This is a genomic window from Micromonospora sp. CA-248089 (genome assembly GCF_050948515.1).
In the GTDB taxonomy this organism is placed as follows: domain Bacteria; phylum Actinomycetota; class Actinomycetes; order Mycobacteriales; family Micromonosporaceae; genus Micromonospora.
Window position 1 is genome coordinate 1,731,660 of the sequence record NZ_CP192016.1, and the last position, 17,475, is coordinate 1,749,134.

Sequence of the window (17,475 nt, forward strand, 5' to 3'; positions counted from 1 at the left end):
CCGGCAACCCACGAGGACAGGTCGCGCTTCACGGCACACCCTTCTGCGGTGGCCAGATCTTGCATGAGTCACTCGTCGATCACCGACGTCGAACCCTACCGATACCAACCCCTCCCGGAACCGGCCCACCTATAGAAGCGTCGCGGGTGCCGGGTGCCGGGTGCCGGGTGCCGGGTGCCGGGTCAGGCGGTGGGGGCGGCGCCGGCGGGCTGCGGGTCGGCGGGGTCGCGGGCGTAGCGGAGCATCAGCACGCCGTCGGCGGCGGCCAGCACGTGACGTAGCGGCAGGTGGCGCGGGACGCTGGCGTCTCCGGCGGTGATCCGCCCCGGGCCGGCGCCGGCGAGCAGCGGCGCCACCGTCAGGCACAGCTCGTCGACCATGTCGGCGGCGGTGAGCGAGCCGAACAGGTGCGGGCCGCCCTCGCAGAGCAACTGGTCGAGCCCGCGCCGGCGCAGCTCGGCCAGGCCGGCGACGAGATCGACCCGCCCGGTGCCCCCAGTCCGCCCGGTGCCGTCCGCCCGGCCGCTGCCGTCCGCCCGGCCGCTGCCGTCCGCCCGGCCGCTACCGTCCGCCCGGCCGCTGCCGTCCGCCCGGCCGGTGTCGTCGGCGCGGCCGGTGCCGCAGCGGATCACGTCGGCCACGTCGGTCAACCCCGGCGGCGGTACGGCGCCCGGGTGGGTGAGCACGATCGGCCGGACCGGGGCGTCGGCGAACGCGGCCTGCGCCGGGTCGAGGTCGAGTGAGCCGGACACGACCACCAGCGTCGGGAACTCGGCCAGCCCCTTCTCACGCCGCCAGGCCCGGCGTTCCGGGCTCAGCCGCACCGCCCGGTAGCCCTCGTGGCGCAGCGTGCCGGCGGCCACCACGAGACCGTCGCAGAGCATCCGCAGCAGCCCGAAGACCCGCTTGTCCGGCTCGCCGGAGAGCCCGGCCGAGTATCCGTCCAGAGTGACCGCGCCGTCGGCGCTGGCGACGAAGTTGACCCGCAGATGCGGGCCGGCCGCCCGGGCGTAGAGCGCGGTGAGCTGCGGATCGGTGAGCGCACCGGTAACGGGTGCGGGCCAGATCCGTTCGATCGGGGTTCCGACGGTCATTCGCCGGCCGGACCCGTGACCGGAGGGGTGGGTTCGGGGGTACGGTGCTGGCAGTCGCACCACTTCCGGCCAGGACAGTCGTCGTGCCGCCGTTCCCGGCAGGCTCGGCAGATCATGCAGGCAGCCTATGCCCAGGAAGGATGGGACGTCGTGTCGCGTCAGATCTTCCAGCTCATGGTGTCGCTGGCCGGCGTCCGGCCGCCGGTGTGGCGGCGGGTGCTGGTGCCCGGCGGCTACACCCTGGACCGGCTGCACCGGGTGATCCAGCACGCGATGGGCTGGCGGGACTGCCATCTGCACTCGTTCGACGTCGACGGCCGGCAGTACGGCGAGCCCGACCCGGGCGGCGAACTGGCGCTGCGCGACGAACTGGACGTCCGGCTGGACGCGCTCGTGGGCAAGGGCGACCGCTTCCGCTACACGTACGACTTCGGTGACTGGTGGGAGCACGACCTGGTGGTGGAGGACTGCTGCGCCGCCGACCCGGACGAGCGCTATCCGCTCTGCCTGGACGGGGAGCGGGCCTGCCCGCCGGAGGACGTGGGTGGTCCGGCCGGGTACGCGGTCCTGCTGGCCGCGCTCGCCGACCCGGCGCACCCGGAACACGTGACGATGCGCGAGTGGGCCGGCCCGGCGTTCGACGCGGCCGCGTTCGACCCGGACCGCGCCACCGTCCTGTTGCGCCGCTGCTGCTGACCGCGCGTCCGCCGCGCCGCCGACCGCCACCTCACCGTCCCTGATCGCGCCACCTCACCGCCGCTGATCGGGCCGGCCCACCGCCGCGACCGAGGGGTTTCCGCCCGGGGCCGCGCGCGGGCGCGGTAACGAAATGGGAACGCTCCCAACGGTCTATTGACACCCCTGTCACCTCCCGGCAACCTCATGGGAGCGCTCCCGGGAGTGGCGCGGATCTCGTTCCTGCCCGCTCCGGCCCGCGCGACACGCACCCCCCACCACACAGCAGATATCGCCTCACCACCGAAAGAGGGGTCTCGGATGAGCGTCCCAATCCGTCGTCGGCGCTTCGCGGCCATCGCGCTCGCGTCCGTCGTCGTGCTCGGCACCACCGCCGCCTGCGGCGACGACTCGGACAGCGGCGACAGCGGCAGCGGCGGCGGCCCGGTCACGCTGGTCGTCGACGTCTTCGGCGACCAGGGCTTCGGCTACGAAGAGCTGTACAAGCAGTACGAGGCGGAGCACCCGAACGTCAAGATCCAGGAGCGGGGCAAGGGCCTCGGCCTCGGTGACTACAACACCCGCCTCACCCAGCAGATCACCGCCGGCTCCGGCGCCGGCGACGTGGTGGCCCTGGAAGAGGGCACCATCGTCCAGTTCTACGCCCAGGCCGACAAGTTCGTGAACCTCGCCGACCACGGCGCGAACGACCTCAAGGGCAACTTCCTGCCGTGGAAGTGGGAGCAGGGCACCACCCCCGACGGCAAGGTGCTGGGCCTCGGCACCGACGTCGGCTCGATGGCGCTGTGCTACCGCAGCGACCTGTTCAAGGCCGCCGGGCTGCCCACCGACCGCGAGCAGGTCGGCGCGCTCTGGCCGACCTGGGACGAGTTCATCGCCACCGGCCAGAAGTTCGCTGCCGCCGACAAGAAGCACAAGTTCGTCGACTCGGCGACCAACTTCTACAACGTCGTGCTGATGCAGATCGCGGGCCAGGGCACCGGCTACACGTACTACGACAAGAGCAACAAGATGGTCATCGACCAGAACCCGGACGTGAAGACGGCGTACGACCTCACCACCAAGATGATCGCCGCCGGGCTGTCCAACAACCTCCAGTCGTTCTCCAACGAGTGGAACGCCGGCTTCAAGAACGGCACCTTCGCCACCATCGCCTGCCCCGCCTGGATGACCGGTGTCATCAAGGGCCAGGCCGGTGACGCGGCGGCCGGCAAGTGGGACATCGCCAAGGCGCCGGGCGCCGGTGGCAACTGGGGCGGCTCCTTCCTCGGCGTGCCGAAGTCGAGCAAGCACCAGAAGGAGGCCGCGGAGCTGGCCAAGTTCCTGACCAGCGCCAAGGGCCAGATCGGCGCGTACAAGGCGGTCGGCAACCTGCCCTCGAACCCGCAGGCGCTCACCGACCCGGCCGTGGCCGACTCGACCAACGACTACTTCAGCAAGGCCCCGGTCGGCAAGATCTTCGCCGCCGGCGCCACCGAGCTGAAGCCGGTCTACCTCGGCCCGAAGAACAACGCGGTCCGCACCGCGGTGGAGAACAGCCTGCGCGCGGTGGAGCAGGGCAAGTCGGCCGGCGAGCAGTGGCAGACGGCCCTCAAGAACGGTGCGGCCGCCGGTAAGTGACCGGTTGAGCCGCCCGCGGGTGGCGTCGGCAGCCCGGCTGCCGGCGCCACCCGCGGTGCCCGCAGAGTCCGGCGTCGCCCGTGTGGCGGGTGACGCCGGCCGAGGAGAAGGACTCCCCATGAGCCTCGACCTGCACGCCGCGGCGCCGCCCGAGCCCGGCGCGCCGCGCGTCGCAAAGCACACCCGCCGCCGCGCCACCTCGATGACCCGGCTGGACCTGAAGTACTCGCCGTACCTGTACGTCCTGCCGTTCTTCGTGATCTTCGCCGTGTTCGGCGTGTACCCGATCGCGTACACGGTCTGGATCGCGCTGACCGACCGGTCGCCGCTGAACTCGACGATCTCCTTCGTCGGGATGGACAACTTCATCGAACTGATCACCGAGGACCCGCAGTTCTGGAACGCGGTGGTCAACACGTTCGGCATGTTCCTGCTCTCCACGGTGCCCCAGCTGCTGCTGGCGCTGATGCTCGCCAACGCGCTCAACCGGAAGCTGCGCGCGCAGACGTTCTTCCGGATGGCCATCGCGATGCCGATCATCACCTCGACCGCCGTGGTCGCGCTGATCTTCTCGATGATCTACGCCAAGGACTTCGGCCTGGTCAACTGGCTGCTCGACAGCGTCGGCCTGGACCCGATCGACTGGCGGGCGAATCGCTTCGCCTCCTGGTTCGCCATCTCCACCATGGTCGACTGGCGCTGGGTCGGCTACAACGCGCTGATCTACCTGGCCGCCATGCAGTCGATCAGCAAGGACATGTACGAGGCCGCGGCGCTGGACGGCGCCTCCCGGCGGCGTCAGTTCTGGTCGATCACGGTCCCGCAGCTGCGCCCCACGATCATCTTCACGCTGATCATCTCCACCATCGGCGGCCTCCAGCTGTTCACCGAGCCCCTGCTGTTCACCAGCGGCTCGGGTGGCCTCTCCGGCGGTTCGGAGGGGCAGTTCCAGACCATCACGATGTACCTGCTCGACGTGATGAACCAGCGCTTCCGGTGGGGCTACGCCGGAGCGGTCGCGCTCGTGCTCTTCGTGCTCATCGCGTTGATGTCGGCGATCAACTACCTGCTCGCCCGCCGCATCAGCTCCGACAAGTGAGGTGACGAGATGACGACCACCGCCGTCCGCCCGCCCACCCGGCAGAGCCCGCCGGTGAAGACCACCCATCGGGCCGAGCGGCTCTGGAAGGCCAGCCCGCTCACCATGATCGGCCTGATCTTCGGCGTGCTGCTGTCCCTGTTCCCGTTCTACTGGATGATCGTGATCGCCAGCCGGACGAACGACGCGGCCAACTCCTGGCCGCCGCCGTTCCTGCCCGGCGGCAAGCTCGGGGAGAACATCGAGCGGGTGCTCGCCAACAGCGACGCCAACATCGTCAAGGGCCTGATGAACTCGTTCCTGGTCTCCGGGACGATCACCGTCGCGACGGTGTTCTTCGGCTCGCTGGCCGGCTTCGCGTTCGCCAAGCTGCGCTTCCGGGGCAAGAACGCGCTGCTGCTGATCATCCTCACCTCGATGATGGTGCCGATCCAGCTCGGCGTGCTGCCGCTGTACATCCTGATGGCCAAGCTCGACTGGCTGAACACCATGCCGTCGGTGACCGTTCCGTTCCTGATCGGCGGCTTCGGCATCTTCATGATGCGCCAGTACGCCGAGCAGGCGGTACCGAACGAGTTGATCGAGGCCGCCCGGGTGGACGGCTGCTCCACCTGGCGGGTGTACTGGCACGTGGTGGCACCCGCGCTGCGTCCGGCCGCCGCCGTGCTGGGTCTGCTGACCTTCATGGAGCAGTGGAACCAGTTCTTCTGGCCGTTCGTGGTGCTGGCGGACCCGTCCAACCCGACCGTCCAGATCTCGCTGCGCAGCCTCAACACCGCCTACTTCGCCGACAACTCGCAGATCTTCGCCGGTACGTTGATCGCGACCCTGCCCCTGTTCGTCGTGTTCGTTCTGTTCGGCCGCCAGATCATCGGCGGCATCATGGAAGGCGCCGTCAAGTCGTGAGCAACCCAGCAAGCCCGCCCGCCGTCGGCGTCCTCGACGCCGGTCCGGCCCTCACCTTCCCGCCCGGCTTCCTCTGGGGCGCGGCCACCGCCGCGTACCAGATCGAGGGCGCGGCGACGGAGGGCGGCCGTGCCCCGTCGATCTGGGACACCTTCAGCCACACCGAGGGCCGGACGGTGGCCGGGCACACCGGCGACGTGGCGTGCGACCACTACCACCGGATGCCGGACGACGTGCGGTTGATGGCCGACCTGGGCCTGCAGTCGTACCGCTTCTCGGTGAGCTGGCCGCGGGTGCAGCCGGACGGCACCGGCGGGGTCAACCAGGAGGGCATGGACTTCTACCGCCGCCTGGTCGACGAACTGCTCGGCCACGGCATCGAGCCGTGGCTGACGCTCTACCACTGGGACCTGCCGCAGCCGCTGGAGGACGCGGGCGGCTGGCCGGCCCGGGACACCGCCGCCCGCTTCGCCGAGTACTCCCACCTGGTCGCCGAGGCGCTCGGTGACCGGGTGAAGTACTTCACCACGCTGAACGAGCCGTGGTGCTCGGCGTTCCTCGGTTACGGCTCCGGCGTGCACGCTCCGGGCCGTAACGACGGCGCGGACGCGGTCCGGGCCGGGCACCACCTGATGCTGGGCCATGGCCTGGCCGTGCAGGCGGTCCGGGCGGCCCGCCCGGAGGCGCAGCTCGGCATCACCGTCAACCTGTACCCGGTCACCCCGGCGAGCGAATCGGCGGCGGACGCCGACGCGGCCCGCCGGATCGACGCGTTGGCCAACCGGTTCTTCCTGGACCCGGTGCTGCGCGGGGCGTACCCGGCGGACCTGGTCGCGGATCTGCGTCAGGTCACCGACATGGGGCACGTGCGCGACGGTGACCTGGCGACCATCTCCACCCCGCTGGACATGGTCGGGATCAACTACTACAGCCGGCACGTGGTGGCCGCGCCCGTCGAGGGCGCGGAGCCGGAGCCCTACTGGCGGGCGCCGTCCTGCTGGCCGGGCAGCGAGGACGTGCGGTTCGTCACCCGGGGCGTCCCGGTGACGGACATGGACTGGGAGATCGACGCCCCGGGCCTGGTGGAGACGCTGGAGCGGGTGCACCGGGAGTACACCGACCTGCCGCTCTACGTCACCGAGAACGGCTCGGCGTTCGTCGACGAGGTCGTCGACGGCCGGGTGGACGACCCGGACCGGCTGGCCTACTTCTCCGCGCACCTGCGCGCGGCGCACGCCGCGATCGAGGCGGGCGTGCCGCTCAAGGGCTACTTCGCCTGGTCGCTCCTGGACAACTTCGAGTGGGCCTGGGGCTACACGAAGCGGTTCGGCATGGTCTATGTCGACTACGACAGCCAGGCCCGGATCGCGAAGTCCAGCGCCAGGTGGTACGCCGACGTGATCCGACGCAACGGACTGCCCGCACAATAAGCTGGGCCAGCCAGTAACGGGCGGCCCGGCGCCGACGCCTCAATCGGTGCCGGGTCCGCCCGACCGTCGGAGGAGCAACAGACGATGACAACGCAGCGCACCCGCTCGCTCGGGCGTCCGACCCTCGACGCGGTCGCGGCCCGCGCCGGCGTCGGGCGCGGCACGGTCTCCCGCGTGGTCAACGGCTCGCCGCAGGTCAGCCCGGAGGCCCGGGCCGCCGTCCAGCAGGCCATCGCCGAGCTGGGGTACGTGCCGAACCGTGCCGCCCGTGCGCTGGTCACCCAGCGGACCGACTCGGTGGCCCTGGTCGTGTCCGAGTCGGGGGAGCGGGTCTTCACCGAGCCGTTCTTCGCCGCGATCGTGCGGGGCGTCAGCTCCGGGCTGGTGGAGACGCCCATGCAGCTCTGGCTGGCCATGGTGCAGTCGCCGATCGAGCGGGAACGGGTCGAGCACCACCTGACCAACCAGCACGTGGACGGCGTACTCCTGCTGTCACTGCACGACGCGGACCCGCTGCCCACGCTGCTGGAGGAGCGCGGCCTGCCGACGGTGCTCGGCGGTCGTCCGGCGCGGATGCTGCACCCGAACGCGCAGCCGGCGTGGTTCGTCGACATGGACAACGTCGGCGGCGCGAGGCAGGCGGTGGAGCACCTGTTCCGCCAGGGCCGCCGCCGGGTCGCGACCATCGCGGGCCCGCAGGACATGGGCGCCGGCCTGGCCCGGCTCTCCGGCTACCAGGAGGCCGTGCGCGCGTCCGGCGGCCGGGTCGACCCGGGCCTGATCGCGTACGGGGACTTCAGCGAGGGCAGCGGCACCGCGGCCATGCGCCGGCTGCTCGACGTGTGCCCGGAACTGGACGCGGTGTTCGTCGCCTCCGACCTGATGGCGTTCGGCGCGTTGCGCGCGTTGCGCGAGGCCGGCCGCCGGGTGCCCGAGGACGTGGCGGTGATCGGCTTCGACGACGCCCCGATCGCGCGTCAGGCCGAGCCGCCGCTGACCACCGTGTTCCAGCCGGTGGAGGAGATGGGCCGGCAGATGGCCCGGCTGCTGGTGTCCCGCATCCGCGGCGAGGATGTTCCCTCCCCGCACGTGCTGCTGGACACCGAGCTGATCCACCGGGCCTCCGCCTGACCCACCGCGGCGGGGACGCCGCTCAGGAATAGCGGCGCAGCTCGCGGCGGGCCAGCGACGCGCGGTGGACCTCGTCGGGGCCGTCGGCCAGGCGTAGCGTGCGGGCCGCCGCCCACAGTTCGGCCAGCGGGGTGTCCTGGCTGACCCCGGCCCCGCCGTGCGCCTGGATGGCCTTGTCGATCACCCACTCCGCCATCAGCGGGGTGGCGATCTTGATGGCCTGGATCTCCGTGTGCGCGCCCTTGTTGCCGACGGTGTCCATCAGCCACGCGGTCTTGAGCACCAGCAGGCGGGCCTGCTCGATCCGCACCCGCGACTCGGCGATCCACTCGCGGACCACGCCCTGCTCGGCGAGCGGGCGGCCGAACGCGACCCGGTCGAGCACCCGCCGGCAGAGCAGTTCCAGGGCTCGTTCGGCCATGCCGACCAGGCGCATGCAGTGGTGGATGCGGCCGGGGCCGAGCCGGGCCTGGGCGATGGCGAACCCGGTGCCCTCCTCGCCGACCAGGCTGTCCACCGGCACCCGCACATCGGTGAAGTCGATCTCGGCGTGCCCGCCGTGCGGGGCGTCGCTGTAGCCGAAGACCCGCATGCCGCGCCGTACCGTCACGCCGGGGGTGTCCCGGGGGACCAGGATCATGCTCTGCTGGCGGTGCCGGTCGGCGTCCGGGTCGGTCTTGCCCATCACGATGAAGATCTCGCAGCGCGGGTCCATCGCCCCGGACGACCACCACTTGCGGCCGTTGACGACGTAGTGGTCGCCGTCGCGGACGATCCGGGTGCCGATGTTCGTCGCGTCGGAGGAGGCCACCTCCGGCTCGGTCATGCAGAACGCGGACCGGATCTCCCCGGCGAGCAGCGGCATGAGCCACTGCTTGCGCTGCGCCTCGGAGCCGAACTCGGCGAGCAGCTCCATGTTGCCGGTGTCCGGCGCGGCGCAGTTGAGCGCCTCCGGCGCCAGGTGCGGGCTGCGCCCGGTCAGCTCGGCCAGCGGCGCGTACTGGAGGTTGGTCAGGCCGGCGCCGTAGCGCGCGTCGGGCAGGAACAGGTTCCACAGCCCGCGCTCCCGCGCCTGCGCCTTCAGCTCCTCCATCACCGGCGGGCGGGCCCACGGGTCGCCGGCGGCGGCCACCTGCTCGTGGTGCACCGGCTCGGCCGGGTACACGCACTCGGTGAGGAACGCCTCCAGCCGCTGCCGCAGCTCGACCGTGCGGTCGTCGTACGCGAACTCCATCTAGTTCTCCCTCACCGCGCGCAACCCGTGTGCCACGAGCGGCGCCACCATGTCGCCGATCCGGTCGAAGCCCTCGCCCAGCGTCTGCCCGAGCGTGTGCCGGTAGTGGATGCCCTCGCAGATCACCGCGAGCTTGAAACAGCCGAGCGCGACGTGCCAGTGCAGCGGGCCGACGTCGACGTCGCTGCGTCCGGCGTACCGGTCGATCAGCTCGGCGCCGGTGGGGAAACCGGCGCGCGGCCCGATGCCGTCGGCGACCGGGTTGCCCTCGCCGTGGTCGCTGTCGCCGAGCACGTCCCAGTACGTCAGCAGCAGCCCGAGGTCGGCCAGCGGGTCGCCGAGCGTGGCCATCTCCCAGTCGAGCACCGCTCGCACCGCCACCGGGTCGACGCCGGCGAGCAGGTTGTCCAGCCGGTAGTCGCCGTGCACGATCCGGCCCGCGTTCGCGCCCTCGGGCACGCTGGCGGCCAGCGTGTCGCGCAGCTCGTCGATGCCGGGCAGCGGCCGGCTGCGGGACCGGTCGAGCTGGCCGGCCCAGCGGCGTACCTGCCGGCCCAGGTAGCCCTCCGGCCGGCCGAAGTCGGCCAGGCCCACCTCGGCCGGCTCGACCCGGTGCAGCGTGGCGAGCGTGTCCATCATCGCCATGGCGAGGTCGTGCCGCTGGGCGGAGGTGAGCGCGTCGGTCTGCTCCCGCCGCCGGTAGACCTCGCCGTCGACCTTCGCCATCAGGTAGAACGGCGCGCCGATCACGCTCTCGTCGGCGCAGAGCAGCAGCGCCTCCGGCACCGGTACGCCGGTCGGCGCGAGCGCCGAGATCACCCGGTGCTCGCGGGCCATGTCGTGGGCGGTGGCCAGCACGTGACCCAGCGGAGGGCGGCGCAGCACGACCTCGCGGTCACCGGCGCGCAGCAGGTAGGTGAGGTTGGACTTGCCGCCGGCGATCAGCCGCGCCGACAGCGGCCCGCTCAGGTCCGGCCGGTGGACGGCCAGATGGGCGGCGAGCCGGTCGAGGTCGAGCCCGCGCGGGGCGGGACCGGTCGAGGGCGCGGCGACATCGGCGGCCGGATCGGTCATCCGATTAGTTGATGGCAGCTCAGCTTTGTTGTCAAGGTCGGGTTTTCCCGGCGGGACATGCCCCTGCAACAGGGGCGAAATGGTCAACCGGCAGGCTGGGCCCCAGCCTGCCGGCCGCTCGGCCGGCCCGCCGAGCGGAGGGGATCAGACATGCTGCTGAGAGTTCGGGTGACCCTGCCGGACCGTCCGGGCACGCTCGGCCAGGTGGCCCGGACACTCGGCGTCTCCGGCGCGGACATCGTGCAGGTGGTGGTGCTGGAACGGCTCGGCGGCCGGGCGGTGGACGACTTCACGGTGGTCTGGCCGGGTGCGGCGCGGGTCGAGCGGATGCTCGCCGGGCTGGCCGCGATCCCCGGCGTCCGGGTGGACGGCGTGTGGCGGGCGATCGGCGCGCCCACCACCACCGGGCAGGACGCCGAACTGCTCGCCCAGGTGGCGGCGAACCCGGTCGACGGGGTGGCCACGCTCGTCGACGCGGTCCCGGGGCTGCTCGCCGCGGACTGGGCGGTGGCCGCCGTCGTACCCCTGGACTGGGCCTCGCGCAGCGGCGAGGCCGGCGTCGCCGCGATCGGCCACGCGAGCTGGCGGGCGCCGTCACCGCCGCGGCTGCCGGAGGTGACCCCGCTGCGGGCGCGCTCCATGACCAGCCCGGAGGGGCACCACTACGCGGTGGCGCCGTTCGGCCGGGCCGGGCTGGTGCTCGTGGTCGCCCGTGACCACAGCGAGCCGCTCGCCGCCGCCGGGTTCCACTCCACCGAGGTGGACCGGCTCGCCCAGCTCGTCCGCGCCAGCGCGGTGATCCTCGGCGACCGGCTGGACCTGGTCGGCACGCCGCCAGTGACCACCGTCACCTGACCGGTCGGCCGGCGTCACCCGGGGCAACGGGCCCGCAACAGGCGGACGGCATGGTCGGTGCTGAGGAAGGGAGACAACCATGGCGCTGTGGCGGATCCGAGCCACCGTGGACGACCGGCCGGGCTACCTGTCGGTGCTCACGGCGAGCCTCGCGTTGCGCGGGGTCAACATCCTCAGCGTGCAGGTGCACACCACCGAGGCCGGGGCGGTCGACGATTTCCTGGTCGACGCGCCCGAGCAGGTGACCGAGGCGGAGCTGCGGGCCGCCGTGGAGCGGGGCCGGGGCCGGGACTGCTGGGTCGCGCGCAGCGGGGCGCGTGGGCTGGCCGACGAGCCGACTCGGGTGCTCGGGCTCGCCGGGCGGCTGGTCCGTGACCCGGAGTCGACCGGCGAGGTGCTGCGCACGCTGCTCGGCGCCGACACGGTGACCTGGCGTCCGACACCCGCCGTCGCGCCGGGCGGGGTGGGCGGCACGACGATGGTGCTCGCCGACCCGGCCGGCGGCGCCCACGAACTGCACCGCCGGGAGCCCAGCTTCACCCCGGCCGAGTACGCCCGCGCGCAGGCCCTGGTCGAGCTGGCGGCGACGCTCGCCCGCCGGGACGCCGACCGGATCACGCTGGTGCTGCCGGACGGCGGCGAGGTCTCGGTGCGGGCCGCGACCGCCGAGGACATCCCCGGCGTACGCGACCTGCACGCCGCCTGCTCGGCGCGCAGCCGGCAGCGGCGCTACCTGAGCGGGGCGGCGGACCCGTCGCCGGCCCGGTTGCGGCGGCTGCTGGAGCCGGCGCGGGGCGTGACACTGCTCGCCACGGCGGGCTCCGGCGGGGCGGCGGAGCCGGTCGTGGCGATGGCGAACCTGCTCGGCGAGGGCGACGAGGCCGAGGCGGCGCTGCTGGTCCGCGACGACTGGCAGCGCCGGGGTCTCGGCTCGGCGCTGCTGCGCCGCCTGGTCGGGCACGCCGACCGGGCCGGGTACGCCGCCGTGCTGCTGCACGTGCAGTCCGAGAACACGCCGATGCTGCGGACGCTGCGCCGGCTGGACCGGCCGGTGGCGATGGAACGCGACGGCGGCGTGCTCACCGCGACGCTGCCGCTGGCCGCGCGGCCGGCGGCGGATCCGGTCGTGCGGGCCGAGGTGACGGTGCCGGCGCAGCGGTCGAGTTGAGCTGACGGCCGCCGGCCGGACCACGGAGGTGCGCCGCAACGGCGCGGCACACCCGAGGGGTACGGCCCGGCGGCCGGAACCGGCGCGGTCACGCGCCACAGGGGCCGACCTCCGATACGGGGGACGGTGACACGGCGGGGCTCCCGATGCGGGGGCCCCGCCCGTCTGTGCGGATCAGGTGGCCGGGTAGCTGCTGTAGTCCGGGAAGTTGCCGTAGAGCCGGCCGTCGCCGCCCACGGTGACCGCCTGGACGAGCAGGTCACCGCCGACGAACGCGCCCTTCCAGGACGCGCCCCGGCCGCCGAACGGCTCGTCCCGGTCGCCCCGGGACCGCGGCTTGTTGATGCCAACCTTGAACGCCTGGAGGTCCACCGCCAGCTTGCCGGCGAGTTCCTCGTCGTCGCACGCGAGGGACGCGACGAGCGCGCCGTTCGAGGCGTTCATCTGTGCCAGCAGCTCGTCGGTGGTGTCCACCACGACGATCGTGTCCACCGGGCCGAACGGCTCGGCGTGCATGAGGCGGGAGCGGCCGGGCGGGGCCAGCAGCACGGCCGGGGCGACGTACGCGGACGTGTCCTGCCCGTCCAGGAACGGCGCGCCGTCGAGCTTGCCGCGGTGCAGCGGCACGGCGCCGCCGCGTACCGCCTCGTCGACCTTGCGCCGCAGCTCGTCGGCCTTCGCGGCGCTGATCAGCGGCCCGAAGTCCAGCTCGGGCAGCGGGTCGCCGGCCGACCAGTCGTCACCGACGGCGAGCGGGTGCCCGAACCGGATCGAGCGGACCACCGGCAGGTACATGTCGAGGAACTCGTCGACCAGGTCGCGCTGGACCACGAACCGGGGGTACGCGGTGCAGCGCTGCTTGCCGTACTCGAAGCCCTTGCGCAGGTGGGCGGCGAGCGAGTCCCACTGGGAGAAGTTCCAGATGCCCCAGGCGTTGAGGCCCTCCTGCTCGATGAAGTGCCGCTTGTCGCAGTCGAGCAGCGCGGCGGCGACCTTGCCGCCGTTGGAGCGCCCGCCGACGAACGCCACCGCGCCGATCTCCGGTGCGCGGACGAGCACCTCGGACAGTTCCTCGCCGCTGCCGGACAGCAGCGTGGCGGGCAACCCGGCGCGGCGCATCAGCGCGTGCGCGACGGTGAGGCAGAGCGCGCCGCCCTGCGACGGCGTCTTGGCGATGACCGCGTTGCCGGCGAGCAACTGCACCAGCTCGGCGTGCACCAGCACGCTCATCGGGTAGTTCCAGGAGGCGATGTTGCTGACCGGGCCGGGCAGCGGCTCCCGCCCGTCGGCGAGCATCCGCTCGATCTCCTGCACGTACCAGCGCACGCCGTCCAGCGCGCGGTCCACGTCGGCGCAGGCCAGCCGCCACGGCTTGCCGATCTCCCAGACCAGCAGCAGGGCGAGCAGGTCGCGGTGCGCGGTGAGCGCGTCGAGCGCCTCGGTGACCCGGGCGACGCGCTCGGCCAGCGGGGTCCGTGCCCACTCCCGGTGCGCGTCGGCGGCGTGGGCGACGGCGGCGCGGGCCGTTTCGGCGTCGAGCCGGGCGAGGTGCACCAGCACGGTGTTGTCCACCGGGGTGCGGACGGGGGAGGGCGTGCCGAGCGCGCGCCAGTCGCCCTGGACGAGGTTGTGCAGCGTGGGAGCGCCGTCGGGGCCGGTGCCGAACGCCTCGGGCGTGGCGGCGACCGCCCGGGCGAGCGTGTCGGACCAGGAGGTGCCTTCGGCGAGTCGTAGAGCCATCGCGATCTCCTCAGTGTCGTCCGGGGAGCGGCGGCATCGATGGCACCGCAGGTGAGGCGTACTGTCCCGCGGGGCCGAACGGCCGGGCAACAGTACGTTCGTATGCCAGGACGGCCGAGCCGCCACCGGGGCCGTCCGGGGCGCGTACGCGATGGTGGCGAGGCCGCTGAGCTGGGGCTTAACAGCCTAAATATCGAATGATGTCGATGGTGTGATCCAGCTCCCGATGGTTACCCGTGAGTACGCCCCGGGTGTCCCGGATCAGCGTGCTCTTCCCCTGTGGTGAACGGCGCATTACATTGTCGATTGTCCATGGGAGCGCTCCCGAATCTCTCGTGGACACCCACCACCACCGCCGCGCGGCAGCCGGAGCCCGAACCCGTCCCCGCTCCGGCTGCCGCCCCGGCGCCAGCCACAGGAGCTCGCCATGCCCCGTCCGATCCCGTCGCCCGGAGGCCGGTCCCGGCTGCGCCGGCTGTTCGCCGCCGGCGCCGCGCTGGCCGTCGGCGTGGCCACGGCCGTCGCCGCCCCGCCACCCGCGTCCGCCGCCCCGCAGGCCGCGGCCACGTTCAACTACGCCGAGGCGCTGCAGAAGTCACTGTTCTTCTACGAGGCGCAGCAGTCGGGCCGCAAACCCTCCTGGAACCGGGTCTCCTGGCGCGGCGACTCCGCGCTGACCGACGGCGCCGATGTCGGCGTCGACCTCACCGGCGGCTGGTACGACGCCGGCGACCACGTGAAGTTCGGCTTCCCGATGGCGTTCAGCGCCACCATGCTGGCGTGGGGCGCGGTCGAGTACCGCGACGGGTACGTCGCCTCCGGCCAGCTCACCCACCTGCTGAACAACCTGCGCTTCGTCAACGACTACTTCGTCAAGGCGCACCCCGCCCCGAACGTCCTCTACGGACAGGTCGGCAAGGGCGACGACGACCACAAGTGGTGGGGTCCGGCCGAGGTGATGCCGATGGCGCGGCCCGCGTACAAGATCGACGCGAGCTGTGGCGGCGCGGACCTGGCGGGGGAGACGGCGGCCGCGATGGCCGCCTCGTCGATGGTGTTCCGGCCCACCGACGCGACCTACGCGGACAAGCTGCTCGGCCACGCCAAGCAGCTCTACACGTTCGCCGACACGGTGCGGAAGAGCTACCACGAGTGCATCACCGACGCGACGAGCTTCTACAAGTCGTGGAGCGGCTACCAGGACGAGCTGGTCTGGGGCGCGATCTGGCTGTACCGGGCCACCGGCGACGCCACCTACCTGGCGAAGGCCGAGAGCGAGTACGACAAGCTCGGCACCGAACCGCAGTCCACCACCCGCTCCTACAAGTGGACCATCGCCTGGGACAACAAGCAGTTCGGCGCGTACGTGCTGCTGGCCAACCTGACCGGCAAGCAGAAGTACGCCGACGACGCCAACCGGTGGCTGGACTACTGGACCGTGGGCGTCAACGGCCAGCGGGTGCCGTACTCGCCGGGCGGGATGGCGGTGCTCGACTCCTGGGGCGCGCTGCGGTACGCCTCCAACACCGCGTTCGCCGCGCTCGTCTACAGCGACAAGACCACCGACACCACGCGCAAGACGCGCTACCACGACTTCGCCGTCCGGCAGATCAACTACGCGCTCGGCGACAACCCGCGCAACTCCAGCTACCAGATCGGCTTCGGCGCCAACTCGCCGCGCAACCCGCACCACCGCACCGCGCACGGCTCCTGGTGGGACAGCCAGACCGTACCCACCGAGACCCGGCACGTGCTCTACGGCGCGCTCGTCGGCGGCCCGTCCTCGGCGAACGACGCGTACACCGACAGCCGGTCGGACTACGTGATGAACGAGGTGGCGACCGACTACAACGCCGGCTTCACCTCCGCGCTGGCCCGGCTCGCCAACGAGTACGGCGGCAGCCCGCGCGCCGGCTTCCCGTCCGCCGAGACGCCCGACATGGACGAGCTGACGGTGGAGACCACAGTGATGCAGGCCGAGCCGCGCGCCACCGGGCTCAAGGCGGTCATCTACAACAAGTCGGCGTTCCCGGCCCGGGCACTGACCACCGGTAAGTTCCGGTACTTCTTCCGGCCCGACGGCACCGGACCGGTCACCGTCACGCCCGGCTACACCCAGGGCTGCCCGTCGCCGTCGGCCGCGAAGCAGTTCTCCGGCGACATCTGGTACGTCGAGGTCGACTGCACCGGCTACACCATCGCGCCGGCCGGTCAGTCGCAGCACCGGATGGAGGTCCAGTTCAAGATCGGGGTGCCGGAGGGCGGCACCTGGGACCCGACGAACGACCCGTCGTACCAGGCCACCGCCGGGCCCAACCCCAAGGTGCCGCTCTACTCCGGCGGCGTGCGCGTCTGGGGCGAGGAGCCCGGACCGGCCACACCGGACACCACCGCGCCCTCGGTGCCCGGCACGCCCGTCGCGTCCGCCGTCACGTCCAGCGGGCTCACGCTGAGCTGGGCCGCGTCCACCGACACCGGCGGCAGCGGCCTGGCCGGGTACGAGGTGACCCGTGCCTCGGCCGGCGCCGACCCGGTCGTCACCGCCTCCACCGGGGCGACCCTGGCCGTGACCGGGCTGACGCCGGAGCGGACGTACCAGTTCACCGTGCGGGCCCTCGACGGCGCCGGCAACAGGTCCGCGTCGTCGGCGGCGGTCAGCGTCACCACGCCGGCCGGCCCGGCGCCGGACACCACAGCGCCGACCGCGCCCGGCACGCCCACCGCCTCGGCGGTCGGCGCGACCGGACTGACGCTGACCTGGGGTCCGTCCACCGACGCGGTGGGCGTCACCGGCTACCGCGTCTACCGGGGCGGGAACGTCCTGGTCGGCTCGTCCACCGGCACCACGCTGGCGGTGACCGGGCTGACCGCCTCCACCACGTACATGTTCACGGTGGTGGCGGTGGACGCGGCCGGAAACGTCTCGCCCGCCTCGCCCGGCGTCACGGTGACCACCACCGCGCCGCCTGCCGGCGGCGCCTGTGCGGTGACCTGGACGGCGAACTCCTGGGACACCGGGTTCACCGCGAACGTCACAGTCGCCAACACCGGCACCACGGCGATCAACGGCTGGACGCTGGCGTTCACCTTCGGCAACGCCGGGCAGAAGGTCGGGCAGGCCTGGTCGGCGAACGTGACCCAGACCGGCACGGCGGTGACCGCGTCGAACCTGTCCTACAACGGGGCGCTGGCACCGGGGGCGTCGACGAGCTTCGGCTTCAACGGCACCCACACCGGCGCCAACCCGAGGCCGACGGGCTTCACGCTCAACGGGGCCGCCTGCACGGTCTCCTGACCGTCGAGGTGGCGTGGCGTGGCCGGTGCCGCACCCCGGGTGACCGGTCACGCCTCGCCCCGCCCCGCGCGGCCAAAAACGTTCCGAAACTTTTCCGAAACACCATTGTCCCCGTCGGTGCGCGATGGAAGCA

At 72.5% G+C, this 17,475-nt stretch carries 13 protein-coding genes; 9 read left to right on the plus strand and 4 right to left on the minus strand.

Annotation, left to right across the window (positions count from 1 at the left end):
* Positions 1–182: 182 nt before the first annotated feature.
* The gene (locus tag ACQP26_RS08450; protein WP_433495363.1) at positions 183–1,094 is read right to left on the minus strand and encodes a pyrimidine reductase family protein; all 912 of its coding nucleotides are present in this window, start codon (positions 1,092–1,094) and stop codon (positions 183–185) included.
* Positions 1,095–1,244: 150 nt separating this feature from the next.
* On the opposite strand from ACQP26_RS08450, the gene ACQP26_RS08455 reads away from it, so the two are divergent.
* The 6 genes from ACQP26_RS08455 (at position 1,245) to ACQP26_RS08480 (ending at position 7,976) form a co-directional block, all read left to right on the plus strand.
* The gene (locus ACQP26_RS08455) at positions 1,245–1,790 is read left to right on the plus strand and encodes a plasmid pRiA4b ORF-3 family protein (RefSeq protein ID WP_269701130.1); all 546 of its coding nucleotides are present in this window, start codon (positions 1,245–1,247) and stop codon (positions 1,788–1,790) included.
* A 300-nt stretch (positions 1,791–2,090) separates the two neighbouring features.
* Positions 2,091–3,410 (plus strand): ABC transporter substrate-binding protein, encoded by a 1,320-nt coding sequence (locus ACQP26_RS08460; protein ID WP_269701129.1) that lies wholly within the window; start codon positions 2,091–2,093, stop codon positions 3,408–3,410.
* A gap of 118 nt (positions 3,411–3,528) precedes the next feature.
* A complete protein-coding gene (locus ACQP26_RS08465) occupies positions 3,529–4,509 on the plus strand; it encodes a carbohydrate ABC transporter permease (RefSeq protein WP_433495364.1) in 981 nt (326 codons plus the stop codon).
* A 105-nt stretch (positions 4,510–4,614) separates the two neighbouring features.
* Entirely contained in the window at positions 4,615–5,415 is an 801-nt protein-coding gene (locus ACQP26_RS08470) for a carbohydrate ABC transporter permease (protein WP_030274682.1), read from the plus strand.
* Complete coding sequence (locus ACQP26_RS08475) at positions 5,412–6,845, plus strand: GH1 family beta-glucosidase (protein WP_433495365.1); 1,434 nt, start codon at positions 5,412–5,414, stop codon at positions 6,843–6,845. Before ACQP26_RS08470 ends, ACQP26_RS08475 begins: the two co-directional genes overlap by 4 nt.
* Before the next feature lie 84 nt (positions 6,846–6,929).
* Complete coding sequence (locus ACQP26_RS08480; protein WP_281578618.1) at positions 6,930–7,976, plus strand: LacI family DNA-binding transcriptional regulator; 1,047 nt, start codon at positions 6,930–6,932, stop codon at positions 7,974–7,976.
* A 22-nt stretch (positions 7,977–7,998) separates the two neighbouring features.
* On the opposite strand, the gene ACQP26_RS08485 is transcribed toward ACQP26_RS08480, so the two are convergent.
* Both ACQP26_RS08485 and ACQP26_RS08490 read right to left on the minus strand, forming a co-directional pair.
* Positions 7,999–9,210, minus strand: a complete 1,212-nt coding sequence (locus ACQP26_RS08485) for an acyl-CoA dehydrogenase family protein (RefSeq protein WP_433495366.1) — start codon at positions 9,208–9,210, stop codon at positions 7,999–8,001.
* Positions 9,211–10,284, minus strand: coding sequence for a phosphotransferase family protein (locus ACQP26_RS08490; RefSeq protein ID WP_433495367.1), 1,074 nt, complete (start codon positions 10,282–10,284; stop codon positions 9,211–9,213). It abuts the gene before it with no gap.
* A 150-nt stretch (positions 10,285–10,434) separates the two neighbouring features.
* On the opposite strand from ACQP26_RS08490, the gene ACQP26_RS08495 reads away from it, so the two are divergent.
* Together ACQP26_RS08495 and ACQP26_RS08500 are read left to right on the plus strand one after the other, a co-directional pair.
* Positions 10,435–11,139 (plus strand): amino acid-binding protein, encoded by a 705-nt coding sequence (locus ACQP26_RS08495; protein WP_269701122.1) that lies wholly within the window; start codon positions 10,435–10,437, stop codon positions 11,137–11,139.
* Between the two features lie 79 nt (positions 11,140–11,218).
* Positions 11,219–12,307 carry a GNAT family N-acetyltransferase gene (locus ACQP26_RS08500; protein WP_281578616.1) on the plus strand — a complete coding sequence of 363 codons (1,089 nt, stop codon included), beginning with the start codon at positions 11,219–11,221 and terminating at the stop codon, positions 12,305–12,307.
* 174 nt (positions 12,308–12,481) lie between these two features.
* Here the strand turns inward: ACQP26_RS08500 and ACQP26_RS08505 are convergent, their stop codons facing one another.
* Positions 12,482–14,047: an aldehyde dehydrogenase family protein gene (locus ACQP26_RS08505; RefSeq protein ID WP_433495368.1), complete on the minus strand. Its 1,566-nt coding sequence runs from the start codon at positions 14,045–14,047 to the stop codon at positions 12,482–12,484.
* A gap of 427 nt (positions 14,048–14,474) precedes the next feature.
* On the opposite strand from ACQP26_RS08505, the gene ACQP26_RS08510 reads away from it, so the two are divergent.
* Positions 14,475–17,342 carry a glycoside hydrolase family 9 protein gene (locus ACQP26_RS08510; RefSeq protein WP_433495369.1) on the plus strand — a complete coding sequence of 956 codons (2,868 nt, stop codon included), beginning with the start codon at positions 14,475–14,477 and terminating at the stop codon, positions 17,340–17,342.
* The last annotated feature ends 133 nt before the right edge of the window (positions 17,343–17,475 follow it).